The organism is Selenomonas ruminantium AC2024, assembly GCF_000687995.1.
Classification (GTDB): domain Bacteria; phylum Bacillota; class Negativicutes; order Selenomonadales; family Selenomonadaceae; genus Selenomonas_A; species Selenomonas_A ruminantium_B.
In genome coordinates this window covers 2,356,486-2,380,621 of record NZ_JIAC01000001.1, presented here as the reverse complement: position 1 = coordinate 2,380,621, position 24,136 = coordinate 2,356,486, and the positions used below count along the sequence as shown (strand labels likewise).

19 protein-coding genes and 1 pseudogene are annotated in these 24,136 nt (G+C 51.7%); 16 read left to right on the top strand and 4 right to left on the bottom strand.

Annotated features, from left to right (window positions below; genetic code table 11):
* The first annotated feature begins 37 nt into the window (after positions 1-37).
* A complete protein-coding gene (locus tag P157_RS0111385; protein ID WP_026761100.1) occupies positions 38-985 on the top strand; it encodes a hypothetical protein in 948 nt (315 codons plus the stop codon).
* 75 nt (positions 986-1,060) lie between these two features.
* On the opposite strand, the gene P157_RS0111380 is transcribed toward P157_RS0111385, so the two are convergent.
* From P157_RS0111380 to P157_RS0111370, 3 genes are all read right to left on the bottom strand, one after another.
* Positions 1,061-1,798, bottom strand: a complete 738-nt coding sequence (locus P157_RS0111380) for a DUF134 domain-containing protein (RefSeq protein ID WP_026761099.1) — start codon at positions 1,796-1,798, stop codon at positions 1,061-1,063.
* Positions 1,799-1,941: 143 nt separating this feature from the next.
* A complete protein-coding gene (locus P157_RS15770) occupies positions 1,942-3,474 on the bottom strand; it encodes a sensor histidine kinase (protein WP_051598609.1) in 1,533 nt (510 codons plus the stop codon).
* On the bottom strand, positions 3,471-4,163 hold the full coding sequence (locus tag P157_RS0111370; protein WP_026761098.1) for a response regulator transcription factor: 693 nt from the start codon (positions 4,161-4,163) through the stop codon (positions 3,471-3,473). Before P157_RS0111370 ends, P157_RS15770 begins: the two co-directional genes overlap by 4 nt.
* A gap of 144 nt (positions 4,164-4,307) precedes the next feature.
* On the opposite strand from P157_RS0111370, the gene P157_RS0111365 reads away from it, so the two are divergent.
* A complete protein-coding gene (locus P157_RS0111365; RefSeq protein ID WP_196243122.1) occupies positions 4,308-4,526 on the top strand; it encodes a hypothetical protein in 219 nt (72 codons plus the stop codon).
* Between the two features lie 56 nt (positions 4,527-4,582).
* On the opposite strand, the gene P157_RS0111360 is transcribed toward P157_RS0111365, so the two are convergent.
* Entirely contained in the window at positions 4,583-4,969 is a 387-nt protein-coding gene (locus P157_RS0111360; RefSeq protein ID WP_026761096.1) for a methylglyoxal synthase, read from the bottom strand.
* 184 nt (positions 4,970-5,153) lie between these two features.
* On the opposite strand from P157_RS0111360, the gene P157_RS0111355 reads away from it, so the two are divergent.
* The 14 genes and pseudogenes from P157_RS0111355 to P157_RS0111290 all read left to right on the top strand — a co-directional run bounded on the left by P157_RS0111355 (position 5,154) and on the right by P157_RS0111290 (position 24,128).
* The gene (locus P157_RS0111355) at positions 5,154-5,384 is read left to right on the top strand and encodes a chaperone NapD (protein WP_196243121.1); all 231 of its coding nucleotides are present in this window, start codon (positions 5,154-5,156) and stop codon (positions 5,382-5,384) included.
* Positions 5,385-5,476: 92 nt separating this feature from the next.
* Positions 5,477-5,959, top strand: a pseudogene (locus tag P157_RS0111350) (4Fe-4S dicluster domain-containing protein); the annotation flags it as partial.
* Positions 5,960-6,043: 84 nt separating this feature from the next.
* A complete protein-coding gene (locus tag P157_RS0111345; RefSeq protein WP_080695482.1) occupies positions 6,044-6,790 on the top strand; it encodes a 4Fe-4S binding protein in 747 nt (248 codons plus the stop codon).
* A 27-nt stretch (positions 6,791-6,817) separates the two neighbouring features.
* On the top strand, positions 6,818-7,345 hold the full coding sequence (locus tag P157_RS0111340) for a cytochrome c3 family protein (protein ID WP_026761092.1): 528 nt from the start codon (positions 6,818-6,820) through the stop codon (positions 7,343-7,345).
* A gap of 12 nt (positions 7,346-7,357) precedes the next feature.
* Positions 7,358-9,631, top strand: coding sequence for a molybdopterin-dependent oxidoreductase (locus tag P157_RS0111335; RefSeq protein WP_230578482.1), 2,274 nt, complete (start codon positions 7,358-7,360; stop codon positions 9,629-9,631).
* Positions 9,632-9,760: 129 nt separating this feature from the next.
* Complete coding sequence (locus P157_RS0111330; protein ID WP_026761090.1) at positions 9,761-11,323, top strand: methyl-accepting chemotaxis protein; 1,563 nt, start codon at positions 9,761-9,763, stop codon at positions 11,321-11,323.
* A 301-nt stretch (positions 11,324-11,624) separates the two neighbouring features.
* Positions 11,625-11,921, top strand: coding sequence for an STAS domain-containing protein (locus P157_RS0111325; RefSeq protein WP_026761089.1), 297 nt, complete (start codon positions 11,625-11,627; stop codon positions 11,919-11,921).
* Positions 11,922-11,933: 12 nt separating this feature from the next.
* Positions 11,934-14,138, top strand: coding sequence for a SpoIIE family protein phosphatase (locus P157_RS14980; RefSeq protein WP_051598608.1), 2,205 nt, complete (start codon positions 11,934-11,936; stop codon positions 14,136-14,138).
* Between the two features lies 1 nt (position 14,139).
* Entirely contained in the window at positions 14,140-15,342 is a 1,203-nt protein-coding gene (locus tag P157_RS14975; RefSeq protein ID WP_051598607.1) for an anti-sigma factor antagonist, read from the top strand.
* 11 nt (positions 15,343-15,353) lie between these two features.
* A complete protein-coding gene (locus P157_RS0111310; RefSeq protein ID WP_026761088.1) occupies positions 15,354-16,997 on the top strand; it encodes a cation:dicarboxylate symporter family transporter in 1,644 nt (547 codons plus the stop codon).
* A 108-nt stretch (positions 16,998-17,105) separates the two neighbouring features.
* Positions 17,106-17,624: a phosphatase PAP2 family protein gene (locus P157_RS0111305; protein ID WP_026761087.1), complete on the top strand. Its 519-nt coding sequence runs from the start codon at positions 17,106-17,108 to the stop codon at positions 17,622-17,624.
* A gap of 183 nt (positions 17,625-17,807) precedes the next feature.
* Entirely contained in the window at positions 17,808-18,128 is a 321-nt protein-coding gene (locus P157_RS0111300) for a metal-sensing transcriptional repressor (RefSeq protein ID WP_037368346.1), read from the top strand.
* 7 nt (positions 18,129-18,135) lie between these two features.
* Complete coding sequence (locus P157_RS0111295; protein ID WP_026761085.1) at positions 18,136-20,703, top strand: heavy metal translocating P-type ATPase; 2,568 nt, start codon at positions 18,136-18,138, stop codon at positions 20,701-20,703.
* Positions 20,704-20,990: 287 nt separating this feature from the next.
* Entirely contained in the window at positions 20,991-24,128 is a 3,138-nt protein-coding gene (locus P157_RS0111290; protein ID WP_026761084.1) for a glycoside hydrolase family 2 TIM barrel-domain containing protein, read from the top strand.
* The last annotated feature ends 8 nt before the right edge of the window (positions 24,129-24,136 follow it).

Below are 24,136 nucleotides of genomic sequence, written 5' to 3'. Positions count from 1 at the left end.
ATGCTTATGGGTTATTTTATGGAAAGGATGAGGACAGATGAAATATGGCAAAATGGCCACAGCAGCATCTTTGACAGCCTGTGTTTTAATGGGCTCTTGGGGAGGCTGCGAGGCCGCGGTCAAGGCAGCTGCAGAAACTGTGCAGTTCTATCCGGTACCCCGCGTGTTTGAACATGCAGAGTACCGCCTGCGCCTGCCGCAAAAATATGCCAAGCTTGTGCTGACGCAGACAAAATTCCAGGATGGCAAGCGGCTCTTTTCCGTTGCAGAAAAAGCTTCAATAGAAGCGTCCCACAAGGCGGCCGGAGAATGTTCCGGAGCGGGCTGGCTCTTTGCCATCAGCAAGGTGAATAAAGCCGAGCTCAAGCAGATGCTTTGTGGAGATATGTCGGGCAGAACGCTCTTTGCCCGGGATGATAAAGGCGGCTATTTCATTTTCGAGCATCCCACGGATGTGCGCTATATGCGGGAGACGCCAGAAGCCATGAAGCGGGACCAGGAGCAGTGGAGCAAGCTATCTGCCTGGGCCTGGTCTGATGTGCGGAAGAATTTCCTGAAGGATAATCCGGGGCTTTCGCCGCTGACTGCTGACAATAGCAATATTGGCATCTGTCTGGCCAACCTCAGTTACCGGTCAGGAACGAAATATTCGCTGGGGAAGAAGTCTGCGGCAGATTGTTCCGGGGAGGGTGTCTGGTCGCTGCCCTTTGGCGAAAAACTTCTCTATGGCAATACCTATGAGATGGTCAAGGGCGATACGACGCTCAAAGGCGATTATGTAAAACTGACGATTCCAAGGGATAAAACAGAGCTGTACTTCTTCCAGCGCAAAGGGACAACCTATGTGCTCGAAAAACGCGAGGGCCAGCAGAGTAATCTTTACAAGGCCACGCCGGTAGAAGAGCATGCTGAGGCATTGTCTGTTGTGCAGGAATGGTATGACACGGTAGCGGCCAAAGCAGAAAAAAACAAGAAAGCTAAATAAGCTAAATAAGCAAATAAAAGCACCTGCTATACCAATGACGAACCATTGGATAGCAGGTGCTTTATTTTTATCGGTTTATGCGTGATGACCGCCGCAGCCGTGGCTGCCGCAGGTATGGCCTTCGCCATGGCCATGATGGTTGCAATGTACAGCCGGGTCATAGGCAAGATTGCCGGCCAGGAAATCACTTACGGCTTTATCGGCTTCGCCCTGTACACCGCCATAGAGGGTTACGCCAACCTGAGCCAGTGCATTCTGGGCGCCGCCACCGATACCGCCACAGATGAGGGTATCGATTTTTTCTTCCTGCAGCAGTGTGGCCAAAGCGCCATGACCGGCACCGTTGCTGTCCAGAATATGGGATTCCTGAACCTGATTGTTTTCTACAGTATAGATTTTGAACTGGCTGGTATGACCAAAGTGCTGAAAGATAAGGCCATTTTCATAGGTAACGGCAATTTTCATGATGGTGTTACTTCCTTTCTGTCTGGCAAATCTCACGGGATGGCGGCTATGCTGATAAGCGGGGCACAATTCGAAGTTACCGCCGGTAATGATTAGCGGGCGGGCTTCGACCAGACAGCCGGCAATCCGCTTGCGGGCTGCAGCATAGAGTGCCTGTACGGTTGTACGGGCAACGCCCATGCTTTGGGCACATTCCTCCTGTCCCATGCCTTCATAATCCATGAGACGAATGCATTCATATTCTTCCAGAGAAATGTATACGGGTGGATGCTCTGTGTCAATTTCCGGCTTAAAGCAGGAACTAATCGGCAGGGCACAGACACGCCGTTTCTTCAATGGCCTGCTCATCTTCTAACCTCCATAGTTTTTGACATATGTCTTAATCAGATTATAACATGTTTTAGACATATGTCAAATAAAATGAGAAATGGTTTGAAGTAAGAAAATGAAATGACATGTCAAAAAGATATTGCCTTTGTACTAAAATTTTTTTATTCCGCGATGATGATGAACTTGCTGCCCTGGCTGATTTGGCTTTCACAGGTCAGCTGTAGCCCGTGGCGCTGGGCAATCTCCTGCGCGATGGCCAGGCCAAGGCCGGTGCCCTGCCGGTTTGCTTGTCCCCGGCTGCTGCGGAACTTAGCAAAGATATGGGGCAGTTCCTCCGGTGGGATACCGCAGCCCTGGTCGGTCACGCTGAACTGCCAGCCTTGGGGCGTGATTTCCTGCGCAACAGTGATGGAAGTTTCTTCAGGAGAAAATTTTATGGCGTTATCCAGCAAAATGACAAGCAGCTGCCGCAGACGTCCATAGTCGCCCTCGATAATCTGGGGCTGGTGAAAATCCGTGACGATTTTAATCTGCTTGGCTGCTGCCATAATCTGCATTTGCCGCACGGCGTCCTGAAAAGCCTCGGTGACATCAAGTGTTTCCTTTTGCAGGGTGAAACCGGGATTTTGCAGCCGCGTGAGCTCCAATAAATCCCCTACCAGCCGTTCCAAAGTGGTCAGACTGCTCATGGCCTGCGCTTGGCAGCGGCTTTTTTGCTCTGGTGTGGACGTTAAATCCTGCCAGAGAAGTTCGAGGGTTCCCCGCAAAACGGTCAGCGGCGTGCGCAGTTCATGGGAAATGGCAGTCAGGAAATCCTGCCGTTCGGTGCGGGATTGTTCCAGTTCCGTGCCCAAGGTATCAAGGTCGGCGGCCAGCTGGCCAATCTCGTCCTGCTGATGGATGCCCGTGCGGGCTGTCAAATCTCCGCTGGCAAAGGCGCGGGCCGTCTGCTGCATTTTTAGCAGGGGACGGGTGAAGTGTCTGGCCAGAATCGCAGCCAGCACGGCTGTGAGCAATAGCGCCAGCAGCAGGGAAATCCCCAGAAGCCGTATGCCCTGCCATTGACTGGCTTCCATATTTTTCAGGGAGTGATGCAATAGTACGGCACCGCTTATCCGGCCATTCTGGTAGATGGGAGCTGCAACGGTTATGGCGGGAGTTCCGAGAAGCGGGGAAAAGGCCCGGCTATGAACGGCCTGACCCTGCAGCACTTCGGCGATAAGTTCTTCGGCTTCCGGCGGCAGGTCGGTCAGGATATCTTTATTTTCAGCGCCGTAAGAACGAATCATATGGCTGCCCGCTGATACCAGCCAGACCTCGCCTTCGCCGAGTTCATTGAGCTGTTGGAAAAAAGCCGTCGCGTTGTTGTCTGGTTCACTGTATTGTCTGCGGCACCAGCCCTGCCCTTGCTGCATCATGGAACCATGACGTCCGTGGCCTCGGCCGGAGAAATTTACGGCCGGCCTGCTGGTATTGGCGGAGCTGTCATCTTCGGCCTGCAAAATTTTCGTGGCTTCTTCCATGGCAGGAATCGCCGCCGCCAGCGCCAAAGCGCGTTTTTGCATTTCTTCCTGATGGATTTCCTGGCTGTGCCGGGCAAATAGCAGGGAAAAGAGAACGCCCATCAGCAGGGAGAACAATAACAGCACCGCGGAAAAATACAGCAGCATTTTTTTTAGCAGGGATTGTTTCATGGTTTGCTGCCTCCAAGCTCCCAGCGATAGCCACGGCCCCAGACGGTGGCGATGCTGCCGCCTTGAAGTCCTGCTTTATCCAACTTGGCCCGCAGGCGGCGGATATGGGTGTCCACGGTGCGGGTGTCGCCGCTGTAGTCATAACCCCAGAGTAAATCAAGCAGCTGCTCTCGGGAAAAAATCTGCTGCGGATGGGTCAGAAATAAATGCAGCAGGTCGTATTCCTTGTGGGTGAGGGGCAGGGGGGAACCTTCAATCTCTACTCGTCCCTGCTGTTCATGCAGGCAAAGATTGCCGCAGGTAAGTGTATCGTTAGCTGTAGCGTCCTTCTGCCAGCGCCGCAGCACGGCCTTGACCCGGGCCATGACCTCGGCGGTGGAAAATGGTTTGACCACATAATCGTCGGCGCCTAAATCCAGCCCCATGATGCGGTCATAATCGTCACCGCGGGCGGTTATCATGATGATGGGCACCGCCGATTCCTGACGGATTTTGCGGCACAGGGTAAAGCCGTCCATTTTGGGCAGCATCACATCCAGCAGAATCAGGTCAATGTTTTCGCTGGAAAATTTCTGCCAGGCATCCGCACCGTCGATGGCAGGAACGGTATCAAAACCTGCCGCGTTAGCGGCGATGTTGAGTATCTCCCGGATGGCAGCATTGTCATCTGCAATCAAAAGCCGTGTCATGTACATCCCTCCTCGTGATTGCCTACAGTTTAGCAGAAAAAATCCCTTGCGGCAAAAAATATTTTTTCTAAAATCGTAACATTTTCGTCACAAATGTATGGCATAATGAAACCATCAACAAACAGATTTATGTAGGAGGTTTTCATGATGAAAAAGATATTTGCATCCCTTGCCGCCGGTTTGATTATCGCCAGTGCCGTGCCCGCCATGGCCGCAGAAACGGGCGCAGGTTCCGATAATTATCGTCCCGGCTACTGCTGGCAGGCAGATGGGAGCCAGTCCGATGATGGCTATTACTGCGGCCGTCGTCACCGTGGAGGACACGGTGGCTGCTACTGGGGCAATCAGCAAAACAACCGATAAGCGTCAGGCTTGACCAAAAGAAACCGCTGGCTCACAACGAGTCAGCGGTTTTCGTTTTAGGAGTTGCTGGGCAATTTTTTGGCGGCATATTCCAGCAGGATGTGGCCACTCTTGCGATTGGTGGCCAGGGGGATGTCGTGGACATCACAGAGGCGCAGCAGAGCGTTGATATCCGGTTCGTGGGGCTGAGAGGTCAGCGGGTCACGCAGGAAGATAACATACTGTACCTTTTCCGTTGCCACCAGGGCGCCAATCTGCTGGTCGCCGCCCAAGGGGCCGGACATCATGGTTTCCACGTTGAGTCCCAGCTTTTCCTTGAGCAGGGTTCCCGTGGTGCGGGTAGCTACCAGATGAAACTTTGACAGCAGTTCCTTATGATGGGAGGCAAAATCCAACATCTCATCTTTTTTCTTGTCATGAGCGATTAAAGCTATCGTCTGCATTCTAGCATCTCCTTTCTATCGGTTATAATTATTCCGCATTTTTGTAAATTTTCCTGCTGTCAGTGGGAGGGGATTTTTCCGCGTGACAAATGATGGGAAATAGCATAGAATGGGAGGAAGAGTTTGACTATTTTTGCAATAATAAGTGAAGGGATGATTGTTTATGGCCATGGGAAGTGTTTTATTGAAAATGAAGGATGGTGCGGAGAAAAATCTGTGCATGAGTTTGGCGAAGATTCCAGGTGTCAGCGTGGAGAGCAAGGCACCGAGCGGTGAACTGATTGTACTGGTGGAGAGTGCTGATATCAATGAGCTACACAAGCAATGCATGGAGATGGAAGGCATGGAAGGGGTGCTGGGGGTATATCCGAGTTATATCACAACAGAAGATGAAGCCATGGCGGCAGAAAAATAATTTGTGGTTGGTGACTCTGGCAACATAAGCAGGTGGTTAAATCAGATATAATAATAGTAATGGTGACAAAAATCACATAAAGGAGGGCGTTTATGGAGAGGCGGTCTCTTATCAAGATGCTGCTGGGCGGCGGTCTGTTGGGGCTTTTCCTGGAAAACAGCAAATCAGGAAAGGCAGAAACAGGCTTGATTCGTCCCCCAGGAGCTGAACCTGAAGAACTGTTTCTGGCAACTTGTGCCCGTTGTGGGAAATGTGCGGAAGTCTGTCCGTTGGGCTGCATCAAGATAGCGCATGGGGAACAGGGGCTGGCCATTGGTACCCCCTATATCGTGCCTGTGGAAGGCTACTGTGACCTCTGCATGAAATGTACGGAGGTCTGTACGACAGGCGCCTTGAAGCCTGTCGCCAAGGAAAAGGTACGCATGGGGCTGGCAGAGATTGACAAAGATATCTGCCTAGCCAGAAAAGGGGAAGATTGCCGGGTATGTCATGCGAATTGTCCGTTTTATGACAAAGCCATAAAGCTGGAGAATTATAAGTACCCCACGGTGGACCCGGATTATTGTACCGGCTGCGGGCGTTGCGAATACGTTTGCATTGCCAGTCCGCAAAAGGCGGCAACCGTGAAGCCGAGAAAAGAATAAGGGGGCAGGATGAAGATGCCAGTAAAAATAATTCGCAAAATTATCCAAATCTTCTTTATTATTGTACTGCTCCTGCCTATCTGGTATGTGGACCTTTTTTGGTATGGTACGTACATTTCGGCGGATTTGCTGGGGGTGGCCCTGACTGACCCGTTGACGGCACTGGAAATTACACTGGCGGGCAGGAGTCTTTGGATGCCGCTGATGGTATCGGCACTGCCTTTGACCGTGGCAGCCGTGCTGGGCGGTAGATTGTTTTGCAGCTTTGTCTGTCCGCTGAATTTTCTCTTAGAGCTGATTCCGGTGAAGAAAAAGAAGCCACTGCAGGAAAAGAAATATCCTTTAGCAGCTTTGGGAATCACGCTGCTATTGTCACTCGTTACGGCATTGCCGGTTTTTAATACGGTGTCACCCGTTTTTGCCTTGATGCGGATGCTGCTCTTTGGCGTGGGAATGGAAATTGTGCTGTTGCTTTTTGTCGTATGTGCAGCCTTTCTTTGGGGGCAGAAAATTTGGTGCCGTACGCTATGCCCGTTAGGCGCACTTTACGGGGTGTTAGGCAGCAGGAAGCTGCTGGCCGTTCAGGTGGATGCGTCAAAATGCACCCATTGCGGCAAGTGTGCAGCCGTATGTTCCATGGGAACTGCTCCAGAGAGAGGCAAGTGGGAAGATTCTATGCTCTGTACAAATTGCGGTGATTGCATAGATGTTTGCCAAGAAGGAGCAATTGGGTATACGTTAAAAGGGAAAACGAAGAAATAGGCCGATAACCAAGGAGGAGGGAGAACTATGAGTTTAGGAGAGAAAAAGATTAAACTGAAACATCTAGCCATAGCGGGCTTTGTCTGCATTGCCGCCTTTGCAGGGGCTTACGGCATGATTGAGGCCACCAATCAGAGCCCTTTTTGTGGAGAGACCTGCCATGAGATGGACCCTATGTATGTGACCTGGAAGCATTCCAACCACAAGAATGTGGATTGTGCGGATTGCCATGAACAGCCGGGCTTTACCGGAATGGTACAGTCCAAGATGAAGGGCACCAAGGAACTGTTCCTGCATGTGACAGGCAATATTCCCGACCCCATTAAGGTGCATAACACCAATGAGGTGAACTGCTACCAATGCCATCAGGATAAAATCAAGGATGCAGAAATTGCAGGGCCACGCAAAGACCCACATACGGCCAAGCATTTTGAGAACGGTATGAACTGCGTTACCTGCCATACGGGTATTGTGCATAATGACGCTGTGAACAAGACGCTGCCCAGCCGTGAACGCTGCTATACCTGTCATCTTGATGCCATGGGGTCGCTTTAAGGAGGGTCGATTATGGATATGAAGTTTACCAGACGAGATTTTTTGAAGGCCATGGCTATTTCAGCGGCCATGTTTACAGCAGGCTGCGGAACGAAGCGGGATACCCATAAAGGCCCGGTTGACCAGAAAGATGCGGAAAAATGGGTCAAAGGTGTCTGTCGCTATTGCGGCACCGGGTGTGGTGTGCTGGCAGGGGTTACCGGCGGCAAGATTGTGGCCGTAAAGGGTGACCCGGACTGTGCGGTAAATAAGGGCAGACTCTGCGTTAAAGGCATCTTGCTGCCCAAGATTATGAATACCCCGGACAGACTGCTGCATCCGCTGATTCGGAAAGACGGCAAATTGGTGGAGGCCAGCTGGGATGAAGCCATGAATCTGGTGGTATCGAAGTTCAAGGAATCCATTGAGAAGTATGGACCGGACTCTGTGGGATTCTATGGTTCCGGTCAGACTTATGCCGAAGAAACTTACACCATGCAGAAGATATTCCGTGCTGGTATCGGCACCAATAATGTGGAAGGCAATCCGCGTACCTGTATGGCTAGTGCCGTGGCCGGGTTTGTGACTACCTACGGCGCTGATGAACCCATGGGTACTTATGCTGACATTGAGGCGGCAGATACCTTTTTCCTGATTGGTTCTAATTCTGCCGAAGCGCATCCGGTACTGTTCTCCCGCATTATTGACCGGAAGAATAGCGACCCAAATGTCAAGATTATCGTAGCTGACCCCAGAAAGACCCGTACGGCTGATATTGCGGACTATTATCTGCCCTTCATTCCGAGCCGTGATTTGGCGCTGATGAATGCCATGGCTTATGTCATCATTGAGGAAGGGCTGACCAATGAGAAATTCATTGCCGACCATACGGAATTTATGAAGGGGGCCAGTGATAAGCTGACCTATGATGAATACAAGGCGTTCCTGCAGGATTACACGCCGGAAAAGGTCGAGACAGCTTGCGGAATTCCGGCGGCAACCATTCGCGAAGTGGCCAGACTGTTTGCTGACCCGAACCGAAAGACCATGTCCATGTGGTGCATGGGCTTTAATCAGCGTACCCGTGGTGTATGGGCCAACAATCTGGTGCATAATCTTCACCTGCTGACGGGTAAAATCTGTACGCCGGGCAATACGCCGTTCTCACTTACCGGGCAGCCCAGTGCCTGTGGCAGTGTCCGTGAGACCGGCGGTCTATCCCATATCCTGCCAGCGCATCGCTTTGTGGCCAATGAAAAGCACCGCAACGAATTGGAAGAAATATGGGGGGTACCCAAGGGAACGCTGCCCTCTAAGCCGGGATACCATACTTTGGAAATGTTCAAGGCGGCGGTTACCGGCGACCTCAAATGCCTTTGGGTCATGACCACCAATCCTGGTCAGTCCCTGCCCAATCTCAATTACTATCGTCCCGGCATGGAAAAGACATTCCTGGTGGTGTCGGAAACCTATCATCCCACCCGTACTTCGGAACTGGCGGATGTGGTGTTGCCCGCAGCTCTTTGGATGGAAAAGGAAGGCGTTTACGGCAATGGCGAGCGCCGTACCAACCATATCGCCAAAGCGGTGGACCCGCCAGGAGAAGCTCGGCCGGATTTGGATACCATCATTGACTTTGCCAAACGCATGGGCTTTGAAAAACTGGTGCCCTTTAAGACCCCGGAAGAGGTATGGGCAGAATATCAGAAATGCCAGGCAGGCACGGATATGCAGATGGCGTCCTACAAGCGTCTGCGGGAAGGTCACGGTTTCACCTGGCCGGTGCCGGATGACAATTCGCCGGAGACCTATATCCGCTACGCCGAAGGTTATGACCCTTATGTGAAAAAGGGTGAGGGCATTAAGTTCTACTGCCGGAAGAACAATCGCGCGGTTATCTATGCACGGCCGCAGATTGATGCACAGGAGATGCCGGATGCTGAATATCCCTTCTTCCTGACCACAGGCCGCATGCTGGAGCATTGGCACACCGCCACCATGACAGGAAATGTGCCGGAACTCAAAAACGCGGCACCGGAGATGTACGTGGAAATCAACGAAGAAGATGCCAAGCGTTTAGGTATCAGCGATGGCGACTTGGTCAACATTACCTCCCGCCGGGCAACCTGCAAGTTCAAGGCGAAAATCAATGGACGCGGCAAGCCTATGCCAGGGCTGGTGTATGTGTCCTTCCACGATAAAGAAGATGACCGCTTGATTAACAAGGTACTCTTGGATGCTTTTGACCCTGGTTCCAAACAACCAGAATATAAGGTATGTGCGGTACAGATTAGCAAGGCTTCGTAAACAGCAATGAAATCTCACCATGAATGTAACATGAGTCACAACATGGTGAGATTTTTCCTGCTATAATATGTCAAAATGGGGATTTTATAAGATGATAAGGATAAATTGGATGAAAAGGAAGTGTGAAAATTGAATGGACAAGAAACAATTGCTGGAGTGATTCGTACGCTCTTAAAGCGGGTTTTCATCATGGTGGTGGCTGTGGTGGCCATTGTGGGCTTCAGCCTGTACCTGTTCACCAGCTATGTGGCACTGGTCAATGATGCCGGTGTTGTGCGTGGCGGTAGTCAGCGTATTGTGAAGCAGGTTTTAGCCGGAGCGGATGCCAGCAAGACTACCGCCAAGATTGAAGGACTGCTTTCCGGGATGGGCAGCCGTATGCATATTGGCAGTTTTCCTGCCAAGCGGGATGAGGTGGAAAAATATTGGCAGGGTGAGGTGAAACCGGCCATTGCCGAATATCAGCAGTCGAAGAATCCAGCCCATCTGCTGGAAGTCAGTGAGACTTATTTTGACAAGACCAATGCCATGGTGGATGCGGCCCAGACTATGGTGGATGTGATGGCGGTGATTCTCTACATTCTGTTGCTGGCCTTCATTGCCGCAGTTTATCTGGTTCTCAAGCGGGTGACGAATACGTTTGAAGAACGGGTGGTACAGCCCCTGTCTGCATTGGAAGGCAGCGTCAATCAACTGGCACAGGGCCATATGTCGCAGAAATTCAGCTATCCCCGTCAGGATGAAATTGGTGCTTTGTACAAACTCTTGAACGAAATGCGTCAGGAAATTCTAGGGTATGTCAAGGATATCGAAAAAAATCTGGATACCATGGCGGGCGGCGATTTGGTCAGCACTACGGATATGCAGTACATTGGGGATTACGCACCGATTCAGCAGAATATCAACCATATTCGCCAGACCCTTTGTCAGGAGATGCAGAACATGGGGGAAATGGCCAGCATGGTGGCCGTTAGTGCTGGGGAAGTGTCCAAGGTTTCCCAGAGCCTGGCGGAAGGTGCCATGAGCCAGAATGAAACGGTGCAGGATTTGCAGAATAAGATTGGCGAAGCCATAGAAGAAAATGCCAAAGTGGATACGCTGGTGGACAATGCTCTGTCGGCTCGTATGCAGACAAAGAACAGCATTGCGGCAACGCAGGAACAGATGAATAATGTGGTTACTGCCATGCAGGAAATCAGTGATGCTTCCAATGAAATCCGCTCCATATTGGGCACGTTGGATGAAATCACCGGACAGACGGCGCTGTTGTCGCTGAATGCTTCCATTGAGGCAGCCAGGGCTGGGGAAGCTGGCCGGGGGTTTGCGGTAGTAGCAGAAAATGTCAGAAAGCTGGCAGAACAGTCGGCGGATTCTACGCAAAATATTCAGCAGCTCATCAGCCGGGCCCTGTCGGCGATTGACAGAGGCACGCAAGTGGTCAATGCCGCTGCCGAATCCCTAGCCAGCACCGGTCAGAATACAGAGGTGGTTGACGAAGCCTTCCGCAAATTGAAAGAACAGAGCGCTGCTCAGCAGGTGAAGATGGAAGCTGTCAATTCCCTGTCCACGGATATTTTGGGCGTGGTTACGGACAACAGCGCCGTATCGGAGGAATGTGCCGCTTCCAGTACGGAGCTGTCCAATTTCTCGGATTCCCTGAAAGAAAGCGTGAACAAGTTCCGCACAAATTGATATGGAACAGGAGTTTTCATCTCCTGTATGACAAGACAAAGAACCGGACGTATGAGCAGTACGTCCGGTTCTTTGCTGTGTATTATATTTTAGGAGAGCTTTAACGAAAGCCTGTATATAATATAGCATCATTGAGAATGAAAATCAATAGATAAATAAAAATAATTTTTGGGGCAAGGGGGATTCGTCTGCTATCGGGGAGAATTCTTTAGTTAAGCGTTTTATGATACAGGAAGGTGCAGGTCCTGTTAGCTGATAGCGGGGCCAGATATTATACTTTGACGGAAAGGAGAGAGAGGCTTTGCGAAGTGAGAACAGTGAGGGCATCCTTACCATTTTTCTTGCGGGAGATATTGATGCGCAGAATGCGGCAGATATTCAGCAGGAAATCAGAGAAATCGTAAAGTGCCAAGCGGATTCTGCACTCGTGTTCGATGCCCGGGAGCTAATGTATATTTCCAGTGCCGGACTGCGTGTCATGCTTACGGTACAAAAAGAGGCAGACCGTAAAATTTCCATCATCAATCTTTCTCCTGAAGTGCTGGAAATTTTTCGGATGGCAGGCTTTCAGTATCTGATGGAAGTTAAGGGCGTCTAGGAGCGGCTGGCAATGAAGAAGATAAAGATACTTCTGGAACTGATTTTTCAGCGGAAGATGAACATCTACCGTCGTATTCTGCGCACGGCTCTTTGGGGCAGCTGTGTGACATTCGTGGTCATGGGCGGAATATTCCTGGCCAGTATATTTGTCCTGCAAAGCGAACTGCAAGAGCAGAACCGGGCTCTTTCCGAAAAAGTAGGGGACTATGTGGAAGCGGCCGTGCAGGAGGAAGTGAAGGACGGGCTGACGGAGACAACCGTATTGCGTGCCCGTCTGGTACAGAGACTGCTGCTAGGCTGCTCGTATAGTGTGGAACTTTTGGCCAATAAGATGGGGGATATTCTGCAGCACAGAGAGACGTATATACCGAAGACCCTGCCCGTGGCCAATGATGAGGAAGTTGCGGATTATGTCCCTTATGTGTACTATAGTCCAGAGTTGGTAAAGCAGGGCATTTCGCCGAAGCTGCAGCAGGAGATTGCTGCGGTGTCAGCCATTGAGAATGAATTCAAGCATGTCAGCCATCGGTATTACGGCAGTATTTTGGCTGCATCTAAGCATGGCTACCTCATTCGCATGGACATGCTGGATGGGGATAAAATGGGCGGGCTTTTATGTCATGAACCTTTGCGCAGCAGTTACAATTACCTGAGCAGGGAGTGGTATCAGGAAACTGTCAAGGCTGGCAAGCTGATATTTACGGAGCCGTATATGGCTTCGTATGGCAAGAAATGTATCTCCATCTGCGCGCCTTATCATGATGCAGAGGGGATTGCCGGTGTAGTGGTGGCGGATGTTGACACAGATTATATCTGCCGGCGCATGCAGAGTGATGAGGTGGATGATTCCGAATTCAGCTTTGTCATGGACAAGGAAGGTGTGGTCATCATTTCGCCCAAACAGGAGGGAGCGTTTGCGGCGGATGGCATGAATAAGAATCTCCGGCAGGCTGAAAATTCGGCGCTGGCTGCCACGGCGGAACGCATGATAGCCGGGGAGAAGGGCATTGCGTTGGTGGAGGCTGACGGCATCGAATACTATCTGGCCTATGCTCCCTTGCCAGGGTCGGAGTGGAGCTTGGGTACCGTTATCGACACGGCGGGAATCACCGCTAAGGGGGACCAGGCTGAGGCCGCTGTGGTGGCTGATTTTAAGCAGTACAGCATGGTTCTGCGGGATTATTTTTTGTTCATTGTGGTTGGCGTGGTAATTCTTTTTGTCATGCTTTTGTATCTAATTCTAAAGCGCAATGTGCAGATGGCCAGAGGGTTTGCGGTGCCGATTAATTTCCTCACGGATGGCGTCCGGGAGATTGCGGCAGGTAATCTGCAGCGCAAGCTATACCTCAAGACGGGGGATGAGCTGGAAACGTTGGCGGAAAGCTTCAATCATATGACGGAGGAGCTTACGGCCTCCATGGAAAGGCTGGCTAAAACCACCGCGCAAAAGGAGCGTATCGAGACGGAGCTTTCCGTGGGCACCCGTATTCAGACGGGACTTTTGCCCGCTGGGCAGAATCCTTTTCCTAAGCGGAAGGATTTTGATTTGGCGGCTATGATGAAGCCTGCCCGGGAAGTAGGCGGGGACTTCTACGATTTTTATTTTTTGGATGAGCACCATCTGGCCATCACGGTGGCAGATGTTTCCGATAAAGGCGTTCCAGCGGCGCTCTTTATGGTCATTGCCAAGACCATGCTCAAGGAGAATCTTCTGTTCGCCGGTTCTCCGGAACGGTTGGGCGATGTTTTCGTCAAGACGAATAACTCCCTGATTCGGAGCAATAAGGAGAACATGTTTGTGACGGTTTTCTGCGGCGTGCTCGATACCCTTAGTGGGGAATTTATCTATGTGAATGCCGGGCATAATCCTCCGCTTATCCGCCAATCCGGCAGATACCGTTATCTGGAAAAGGCGCAGCATCCCGTTATGGGGGCATTGGAGGATTTGCCATATTGCACAGAGCGGCTGCATCTGCAAGAAGGCGATGCCATCTTCCTCTATACGGATGGTGTTACAGAAGCTAGAAATGAGGGGCGGAAGTTCTTTGGCGAGCAGCGTCTGCTCAGGACATTATCTGCGGCTGGCGGCCGTGCGGAACAGGGGATAGAGAGCGTATATCAGGCTGTTCGCGAATACGCTGGCGAGGCCGCTCCATCAGATGATATTACCATGTTGGAACTTGTTTATTACGGTTCATCAGAAAGGATGGATTGATATGAAAACAGCGAAAGGAAATAATACCTGCATCATTTTTCTGGAAGGGGAAATAAATGCCCAGAATGCACCTGCCTTGCAGGCGGAAGTGGAAGAACTTCTGGCCGCGAATCCCGGCATGGAGATTGCTTTTGATGCCAAAGAGCTTAACTATATTTCCAGTGCCGGCCTGCGTCTGCTGCTCAGTGTGCAGAAAATGATGGGGAAAAACAAGCTTACCATTCGCAACGTATCTGGTGATGTCTATGATATCTTTGCGATGACGAAATTTACAGACCTTATGCAGGTCGAAAAGGCGCTGCGGGAGATTGACGTGACGGGAGCCACTGTGGTAGGCAAAGGCCGCAGCAGCACCGTCTACCGCATTGGTGTTGAAAATATCGTCAAGCTGTATGCGGCAGGTGTTCCGCTGGAAAAAATCAAGCAGGAGATGGCTTTGGCCAAAAAGGCTTTCGTGGCCGGTGTGCCTACCGCGATTTCCTATGATTTGGTGACGGTAGATGGAGCCTATGGTGTAGTCTTTGAGATGCTGGATAATGCCGATACGGTAGGGCGGACCATCACGGCGCATCCGGAGCAGTTTGCTGAAATCATGGAAAAGTTCACAGAGGTCTACAAGACCATTCATAGCATGGATATTGAGGGCATGAAGGGCTTTACCTCCCTCAAGGATACCTGGAATAAATGGGCAGAGGGCATGGAGGCGAATGGTTCCTTTACGCAGGAGGAAACGGGACTGCTCAAGAAGCTGATTGCGGCGGTTCCCAATCGCTCCACCATGGTGCATTGCGATTTCCATGCTGGCAATGTGATGTATCAGCAGGGAGAAATCGTGGTCATTGATATGGCGGATATCGGCTATGGCCATCCGATTTTCGATTTGGCCGCCGGTGCCTTCCATGCACGTTACAGTGGCAGTGCCACCCGCCAGCAGGTTCATGGCATGAATCAGGAAAATATGCTCCGCTTCTGGGATAAACTCCTGTCCCTTTACTTCGAGACGGAAGATGCGCAGAAGCTGGCGGAAATCAAGGCGCTCTGCGATTACTTCGGCCTGTTGCGGGGGGCACTCTTCCCCATGAAACACGTGCAGATTGCTTCGGAGCTCAAAGCCTTCCATGTGGAGGAAACCCGGAAATATCTCTTCCCCAATATGGATAAGGCGCTGGCTGCAGCCAGCCGCTTGTCGGAATGGTTCAAATAGGATGTTGTTGTATGGAAAAAAATATTCGTACCATTACCGCACCGGAACTGCGTCAGGGGCGGCAGGCTTTAGCTGAAGAATTGAAGCAGCGCGGGATTCCCGCAAGGGAAATCACCTTGGCCCAGCTGCTTCTGGAAGAAATGTTTTTTCGCCTGCAAAAAGGCATGGAGGCAGGCGCGGATTTTTCCATCCGCATGGCGCTTCGCCGCATGTGGGGCGATACGGAACTGCGCCTGATGGCAAGAGGGGCAGAGTACAATCCCATTCCTGCCGTGACCGAAACACTGACAGACGAAGCCGAGGAGGATGCGTATCAACTGGCCATCCTCAAGACGAACCGCCAGAAGATGGGTTATGTCCGCAAGAATGGTCTGAACATCGTCACCATCAAGGTGCATGAGCTGGATTCCACCAAGCGGCAGCTGATTTATACGCTGAGCGGGCTGGTGCTGGGCTGTATCTGCGGCCTGTTCATGCAGGCTTTTCTCGGAGCGGATGTTATCAAGGCAATCAATGACAGCCTTATCGCACCGGTGCGCAATGTATTTTTGAATGCCCTGCATATGATGATGGCGCCGGTTACATTCTTTGCGATTATCGCCGGCATAACCAATATTTCGGATGCGGCGCTTATCGGAAAACTTGGGGGGCGGATGGTGGTCGTTTCTCTGTTTATGCAGGTCATTACGGCTCTGCTGGGGTTAGGCCTTGGCCTGCTGCTTTTTGCTGGTGACCTGTCCTATATGCAGGCCGGTATTGCGCCGGCGGCAGGAAATGCCGCCGCTGTTCAGTATGGCTCCCTCAAGGATATGGTATTTGACATTGTTCCCCGCGATTTGGTGGAACCCTTCAAGGGTGACAAGATTCTGCAGGTCATGTTCCTGGCGATTTTCTTTGGTCTGATTCTCAATAAGATGGGGGACAAAGCCAAAGGCGCGGTGGAGTGCATTGATTTCGTGTTCCGCTTCGCCATTGTCACGCTCAAAGTTATCGTCAAGGCCATTCCTTTGGTGGTGTTCCTCTCGATGGCATCGCTTTTGGCCAGCACCGGTATTGAATCCCTGCTGACCTTTAGCGGTTTGTTCGGCGGTCTGTTTATCGGCGTTGCCGTGGTCTGGCTGGTGGGCGCCATGACTATTCTGTTGTTTGGCCGCATAACGCCTTTTTCCATGACCAGAAAAATCATGGGGCTAAGCCCCTTGATTTTCACAGTGTCCAGTTCCCATGCCAGGTTGCCTTTTGTATTGAAATTCTGCGCGGAGAACTTAGGCATTGATGCCAAACTGGCGGCTTTTTCCATTCCCGTAGGCGTTCAGCTGAACAAGGCGGGAAACTGCATTTTCTTCTCGTTGGTAACACTGATGTTGATGCGGGTGTATGCGATTGACATGTCAACCAGCCTTTTCCTTACCTTGTGGGTTTCCGTGTGCATTATGGCCATTGCCAAACCGCCCATTCCCTGCGGCGGTATTATCTGTATCGCCTATCTGTTTACGGTGGTGGGCGTTCCCGCGGAAGCGATTTCGGTCATTCTCTGTGTCGAGCCCATTGCGGCCATGTTCAACGGTGTCTGCAATGAAAGTGCCAATATTGCCACCACCTTCATTCTGGCCAGGGAGAACAATATGCTGGACGAAAAGAAATACTTCGCCTGAGACGGTGGTTTTTCCCTGCTTGCGTCACATCTGTCATAGAAATGTATCCGCTTTCATGCTATAATAATGACTTTCGAAAATGGCGTTAGGAAATTACGGGAGGTTTCTATGACTTTAGACCAGATGATTTTGCTGTTTATACAGGATTCGATACGCTGCGACTGGCTGACGGACATAATCTGCGCCATTACTCTTATGGGGGACAATGGGCTTATTTGGCTGGTTTTGCTGCTGTTGTTGCTCATCTATCCGAAAACCCGCAAGCTGGGAATGGTGGCAGGGCTTTCCTTCCTGCTTTGTGTTGGCGTTGCAGAAGTCATCAAAAATCTCGTGATGCGTCCCCGGCCCTTTTTGGATATAGCAGAACTTGTGCCGCTCGTTAAGCCGCCACAGTCGTATTCCTTTCCTTCTGTCCATACGGTATCTTCCTTTTCCGTAGCCTGGATTCTCCTGTGGTCGCGGGAGCGCAAGGCCATCCGCTATGCCGTGTTTATCTTTGCGCTGTTGATGGCCTTCTCCCGCTTGTATGTGGGCGTCCATTATCCCTCGGATGTGCTGACGGGAATGCTGCTGGCTTTTCTGGGAAGCTATATCGTCTGGCGCTGGCAGGGACATAAACTTAGCTAAGAATATTATTGAACTGAATAAATGCCGAAACTTTATCAAGAAAAGACGGCGGGAACTTGGATGAGCGTCCTGATTCCCGCCGTCTTTTTCTGTCAGCTGTGGCTTGACAGATACCCCTTATGGGTATATTATGTATACCCATAAGGGGTATGTTTTTGAGAAAGATTCCCAGGAGGTGGATTTATGGATAGAATAGATGGCGGTTGTTGTTGCGGAGAGGTAAAGCATAAGCACCGCGATAAGGATGGCAAGGAATACAAAAGCCTTGTTTCCCGGCTCAACCGGATTGAAGGACAGGTGCGGGGCATCCGCCGTATGGTGGAGGACGACCGTTACTGTGTGGATATCATGACCCAGGTCAGCGCCATTCAGGCGGCTTTGGGAGCTTTTAATAAGGAACTGCTGTCCCAGCATATCAAGAGCTGTGTGGTTCACGACATTCGCGAGGGGGACGATGCGGTGGTAGATGAACTCGTGATGCTGCTCAGCAAGATGGTGAGGTGATGGGCTTATGAAAAAAGAACGATTCACCATAACCGGTATGACCTGTTCGGCGTGTTCGGCCAGAGTCGAAAAAGCTGTGACGAAACTGGAGGGGACGGCAGATGTCAGCGTAAATCTACTGACCAATTCCATGCAGTTGGCTTATGATGAAGGAAAATTGGATGCAGGTACCATTATTGCGGCGGTGGAAAGTGCCGGCTATGGTGCCAGCGTTAAAGGACAGGAAAATGCTGCTCCCCAAAAGGAAGAATCCCCTCTGGAAAAGGAAGCGGCGGCTTTGAAAAAACGGCTGCTGTGGTCGTTGTTCTTTCTCCTTCCCGTTATGTATATTGCCATGCATCAAATGTATGCGGCATGGCTGGGCCTGCCGGTTCCGGCTCTGGTGGCAGAATTGTTTGACGGTGTGGAAAATGCGCTGACTTTTTCCTTTGCGCAGTTTCTTTTGATTCTGCCCATTATGTATGAGAACCGGAAATACTATATCAATGGTTTTCGGAATCTCCTGCAGGGTGCGCCCAACATGGACAGTCTGGTGGGGATGGGCTCCATGGCGGCGGCGCTGTTTGGCGCTTTTGCCGTGTTCCGCATTGGTTATGGAATGGGGCATGGCGATTGGGCGCTGGTGGAAGAATACAGCCGCAATCTCTATTTTGAGTCTGCCGGTATGATTGTCACGTTGATTACCGTTGGGAAATATCTGGAGGCCAGGGCCAAGGGGAAAACAGGAACGGCTTTGGCAAGGCTTATGGAATTGGCGCCGCAGCAGGCCAATGTCCTGCGCGAGGGGCGGGAAATATCCGTGCCGGCAGCAGAACTGCAGGTGGGGGATGAAATCATCGTGCGCCCCGGTGAGCGGATTCCTGCCGATGGCGTGGTACTTTCGGGACAGACCAGCGTGGATGAGTCGGCGATTACAGGAGAAAGCCTACCGGTATTCAAGGCGGCAGGTGCTCGTGTGACCTCTGCTACCTTGAACAAGGCCGGAGCAATCCATTTCCGGGCTGAGAAGGTGGGCGGCGATACGGCCATCAGCCAGATAATTCGGCTGGTCGATGAAGCCAGCGCCAGCAAGGCGCCGATGGCCCGACTGGCAGATAAGATTTCCGGCATCTTCGTGCCAGTGGTTATCCTGTTGGCAGTTGTGGCAGGTGCCAGCTGGCTGGCCCTGGGCGAAAGCGTGGAGTTTGCCTTTTCCATTGCGATATCCATACTGGTTATCTCTTGTCCCTGTGCGCTGGGGCTAGCAACACCTGTAGCCATCATGGTAGGAACCGGCAAGGGAGCAGAAAACGGCATCCTGATTAAATCCGGGGAAGCTCTTGAGGTAGCTCAGAGTGTAGACACCGTGGTTATGGATAAGACCGGCACCATCACTGAGGGCAAACCGGTGGTGACGGATGTGGCAGCGTTTACGAGAACGGAGCAGGAATTGTTGGCTTTGGCGGCGGGGATGGAAGCGCAAAGCGAACACCCACTGGCTGAGGCTGTACTGGCTTATGCCAAGAGTAAAGAGATTTCCCCATTGCAAGTAGAACGCTTTCAGGCGGTCGTTGGACGCGGCCTGCAGGCTCAGGTTCAGGATAAGCCCTGTCTGGCTGGCAGTGAAGATTTTATGCTGGAGCAGGGCATTGATATTTCGCCGCATCGTGAGCTGGTGGCGAAATGGGCGGCTGAAGGCAAGTCCTTGCTGTTCTTTGCCGTGGCAGGAGAATTGGCCGGTATTATTGCTGCCGCGGATAAGGAAAAAGCCTCTAGTGTCGAGGCCATCCGCAAACTTACCGCTATGGGGCTGGATGTCATCATGCTTACTGGTGACAACGAGCGCACTGCTAAGGCGGTCAGCCGGCGGTTAGGCCTGCAGAAATTCATTGCCGGGGTGCTCCCGGCTAATAAAGAAGCCCATATTGCAAAACTGCAGGAGCAGGGCCATAAGGTGGCCATGATTGGCGATGGTATCAATGATGCGCCTGCCTTGGTCCGGGCGGATATTGGCATTGCCATTGGTGCTGGCACGGATGTGGCGATGGAAAGCGCGGATGCGGTGCTCATCCGCAGCAATCTCTTGGATGCCGTAAGTGCCATCAAACTGTCCAAGGCCGTAATCCGCAATATCAAGGAAAATCTCTTCTGGACCTTTATTTACAATATTATTGGCATACCACTAGCGGCAGGTATTTTATACCCCGCTTTTGGAATAAAGCTTTCCCCCATGATTGGGGCGGCGGCTATGAGCATGTCCAGCGTCTGTGTGGTCATGAATGCCCTGCGGCTGCGCTATTTTAAGCCGGAGCAGGAGAACGCCGTGACGGCAGCTTCGCTGGACAATGCAGAAGAAGCAGCAATGGACAGAAAGGAAGAGAGAAAAATGGCTATGGAAAAAGAACTGAAAATCGAAGGTATGATGTGCGCACACTGCCAGAAGCATGTAACGGATGCGCTGTCTAAGATGCCGGGGGTTACGTCTGTGGATGTAAATCTGGAAGCCGGTACGGCTAAGGTAACGGCTGAACGGGAGATTCCCCAAACGGAGTTTGCGCAGGTCATTACCGAAGCTGGTTACGAACTGGTGGGCTGAGTCCCCAAAAAGATGCGTCGCTTATGCTAGTGACGCATCTTTTTTTCGATATGAGTAAAGACATAAATAGTGCCGAGCATGACACCCAGTCAGCCATGAAGAAAAAGAGCTGATGATGGGAAGCTAGAGGGCATAACCGCAGCCGCAAAAAACTGTCTGTGATTTTTACAGGCAGTTTTTTGCGGCTTTATTTATCACAGCCCCTTGTTTTATCTTGTTTTTGCGTGTATAATGAGCGTAGTTTAGAAAAGAAATCGTTTACTATAAGCGATTAAGGAGGAAATCACATGTCAGAGTCCAGATTTTCATTGGCCAGCCTGGCTGACCCCGAATTTTTCCAGGAGAACCGTCTGCCAGCCCATAGCGACCACCATTATTATGCCGATATGGCCGAGCTTACGCGCGGCGAATCTTCTTATGTGCGCAGTCTGGACGGACTGTGGCATTTCCATTATGCGAAGAATCCGAAGCTCGCGCCCGCAGGCTTTGAGCAGTTGGATTTTGACTGCCATGATTGGGATACCATCCGCGTGCCGGCGCATTTCCAGATGGAAGGCTATGGCGTGCCGCAGTACACCAACCAGACTTACCCGTGGGACGGGCAGGAAGCAGTGGTTCCCGGTCAGGTACCGGAGCATTTCAATCCCACGGGTTCTTATGTGAAGTACTTCCGCCTGCCGCAGGGCTGGGAGAATCTGTATCTGTCGCTGGCTGGTGTGGAATCGGCCGTGGCAGTCTATCTGAATGGTCATTACGTGGGCTATAGTGAGGACAGCTTTACGCCGGCGGATTTTGACCTGACGCCGTATCTGGTGCAAGGCGAGAATAAACTGGCCCTGCGGGTGTTCCGCTTTTCCTCGGGCAGCTGGATTGAGGACCAGGATTTTTGGCGCTTTGGCGGGATTTTTCGAGAAGTGCGTATCTATACGAAGCCGCGCATCCATGTGGAGGATTTGCACCTTACGGCACTTCCGGTAAACGATTACCATGATGGCGAGCTGACGGGCGAAATCCGCTGGTCAGGGGCGCATGCCAAGAAGGTCAAGGTCAGCCTGCTCGATGCAGCAGGGGCGCTTATTGCTGAGGAGGACATCAGCGGGGCTGCAGGCGAGGATGAATTTATCCTGTCGGTGAAGGAGGCCAAGCTGTGGAGTGCGGAGCATCCGCATCTGTATAAACTCCTTTTGGCTGTTTATGATGACGCGGACAATCTGCAGGAGGTCATTCCCTATCATGTGGGCTTCCGTGAGTTCAAACTGGAAGACGGCCTCATGAAAATCAATGGCCAGCGCATTGTCTTTAAGGGTGTGAACCGCCATGAGTTTGACTGCTATCGCGGGCGGGCCATGAATCCGGCGGAATTTGAGCAGGATATCATCACGATGAAGCAGCAGAATATCAACGCCTTGCGCTGTTCGCATTATCCGAATAGCAGTTATATCTATGAACTCTGTGACCGCTATGGACTCTATGTGATTGACGAGACGAATCTTGAGACCCATGGCACCTGGCAGAAGAATGGCGTGCTGGCCCGTGATGAGAATACCGTTCCCAATGACCACGATGAATGGCAGGCCGTTATCTTAGATAGAGCCAAGTCCATGCTCGAACGCGACAAGAACCATGCGGCCATCATCATCTGGTCCTGCGGCAATGAGTCCTGCGGCGGCAAGGATATTTTCGCCATGAGCGAGTATTTCCGCAAGACCGACCCCACCCGCCTCGTGCATTATGAGAGCATCTTCTGGGATAGACGCTATAACGATACCAGCGATATGGAAAGCCAGATGTATACCAAGGTCGCCGACATTGAAAAGTTCCTGAAAGAGCACCCCGAAAAGCCGTTCCTCTGCTGTGAGTACACGCATAGCATGGGCAACAGCAACGGCGGCATGCACAAGTATACGGAACTTACGGAACGCGAACCGCGGTATCAGGGCGGCTTTATCTGGGATTTTGTCGATCAGGCCATTGTGAAAAAAGACCGCTATGGCAAGGAATTTTTGGCTTATGGCGGCGATTTCGGTGACCGTTCCAGCGACTATAATTTCAGCGGGGATGGCATTTTATATGCCGACCGGAAGCTTACGGCCAAATTGCAGGATGTGAAGTTCAACTATCAGAATTTCCATCTGCAGGTGGAAGCCGATGCCGTGACCATTGAAAACATCAGCTTGTTCACGGATGCCAGCGAATATGACCTGCATTATGAACTGTTGCTGGACGGCCATAAAATCTGGGAAAAGACGGAGGCTGCGCCCAGTGTCAAGCCAGGTGAAAAACTGCGGATAGAACTTAGCGAGCTGCCGGTGACCGATGCCGGTGAGGAAAGCCTGACGGTTTCGCTCCTGATGAAGGAAGATACGGCCTGGGCCAGAAAAGGTCATGAAGTGGCCTTTGGGCAGGGTGTATGGCAGGTTGAGGAAGTGGATGTCTTAACGCCTGCCGAAGCCGTGACTGAAGCAGAGGTCAGCGAACCTGTGCATTATACACCCCAACTGCGGGCGGACGGGATGGATTCCCTGCATGTCGTGCAGGGCGATATCAATTTGGGCGTGCAGTTTGCCGGTGGGCAAATCCTGTTCTCCAGCGCGCAGGGCAATATCGTTTCGTATAAGTTCAACGGCGTGGAACTCTTAGAAGAAATGCCCAGACCTTCCTTCTGGCGGGCACCGGTGGATAACGACTACGGTTGCCGCCGTGATTTTGCCGTAGCCCAGTGGAAACTGGCCAGCCTTTACCGCCGCTGCGTCAAAAAGGAAATGCTGGCAGACGGCAAATGGCAGGAATTCAACTGGTTCGGTCAGCTTGGCATCAAGGAATATGCGGCAGATGAAGTCAAGGTTCGCTTTACCTATGAGCTGGCTACCCAGCCGGTGTCCAGCTGCCAGATTACCTATACGGTATGTGCTGATGGCAGCCTGAAGACGGAACTCGACTATGAGCAGGTGAAAGGCCTGCCGGAGATTCCCGACTTTGCCATGCTCTTTACCCTGCCCGCAGATTACAGCGAGCTGCGCTACTACGGCTATGGCCCGCAGGCCAACTACGCAGACCGTCAGGAAGGCGCAAAGCTGGGCCTCTATATATCTACCGTGCAGGATGAAATGGAAGACTACCTGCTGCCACAGGAATGCGGCAACCATAACGGCGTCCGCTGGCTGGAAGTTACCGACAAGCGGGGCAGGGGCGTGCGGATTAGCGGCGATATTCCGCTCGCTGCTTCGGCACTGCCGTACAGCGCCCATGAACTCGAAAACGCCCGCCATAGCTACGACCTGCCGCAGGTACATCATACCTTCCTGCGGGCATCGGCCGGCCAGTGCGGCGTAGGCGGTGACGATACCTGGGGCGCACCGGTACTGGACGAATACCGCATGAAGAATGAAACGATGCATCTGGAATTTTCGCTTAAAGCCATTTAAGGAGGCCA

Bases quoted from the DNA above. Each gene is read 5' to 3' on its own strand.
- P157_RS0111310 (WP_026761088.1), top strand. From the start codon at position 15,354: ATGGAAAAAAATATTCGTACCATTACCGCACCGGAACTGCGTCAGGGG.
- P157_RS0111345 (WP_080695482.1), top strand. From the start codon at position 6,044: ATGCCAGTAAAAATAATTCGCAAAATTATCCAAATCTTCTTTATTATT.
- P157_RS0111340 (WP_026761092.1), top strand. From the start codon at position 6,818: ATGAGTTTAGGAGAGAAAAAGATTAAACTGAAACATCTAGCCATAGCG.
- P157_RS0111335 (WP_230578482.1), top strand. From the start codon at position 7,358: ATGGATATGAAGTTTACCAGACGAGATTTTTTGAAGGCCATGGCTATT.
- P157_RS0111365 (WP_196243122.1), top strand. From the start codon at position 4,308: ATGATGAAAAAGATATTTGCATCCCTTGCCGCCGGTTTGATTATCGCC.
- P157_RS0111360 (WP_026761096.1), bottom strand. From the start codon at position 4,969: ATGCAGACGATAGCTTTAATCGCTCATGACAAGAAAAAAGATGAGATG.
- P157_RS15770 (WP_051598609.1), bottom strand. From the start codon at position 3,474: ATGAAACAATCCCTGCTAAAAAAAATGCTGCTGTATTTTTCCGCGGTG.
- P157_RS0111380 (WP_026761099.1), bottom strand. From the start codon at position 1,798: ATGAGCAGGCCATTGAAGAAACGGCGTGTCTGTGCCCTGCCGATTAGT.
- P157_RS0111305 (WP_026761087.1), top strand. From the start codon at position 17,106: ATGACTTTAGACCAGATGATTTTGCTGTTTATACAGGATTCGATACGC.
- P157_RS0111370 (WP_026761098.1), bottom strand. From the start codon at position 4,163: ATGACACGGCTTTTGATTGCAGATGACAATGCTGCCATCCGGGAGATA.
- P157_RS0111385 (WP_026761100.1), top strand. From the start codon at position 38: ATGAAATATGGCAAAATGGCCACAGCAGCATCTTTGACAGCCTGTGTT.
- P157_RS0111290 (WP_026761084.1), top strand. From the start codon at position 20,991: ATGTCAGAGTCCAGATTTTCATTGGCCAGCCTGGCTGACCCCGAATTT.
- P157_RS0111300 (WP_037368346.1), top strand. From the start codon at position 17,808: ATGGATAGAATAGATGGCGGTTGTTGTTGCGGAGAGGTAAAGCATAAG.
- P157_RS0111295 (WP_026761085.1), top strand. From the start codon at position 18,136: ATGAAAAAAGAACGATTCACCATAACCGGTATGACCTGTTCGGCGTGT.
- P157_RS14980 (WP_051598608.1), top strand. From the start codon at position 11,934: ATGAAGAAGATAAAGATACTTCTGGAACTGATTTTTCAGCGGAAGATG.
- P157_RS14975 (WP_051598607.1), top strand. From the start codon at position 14,140: ATGAAAACAGCGAAAGGAAATAATACCTGCATCATTTTTCTGGAAGGG.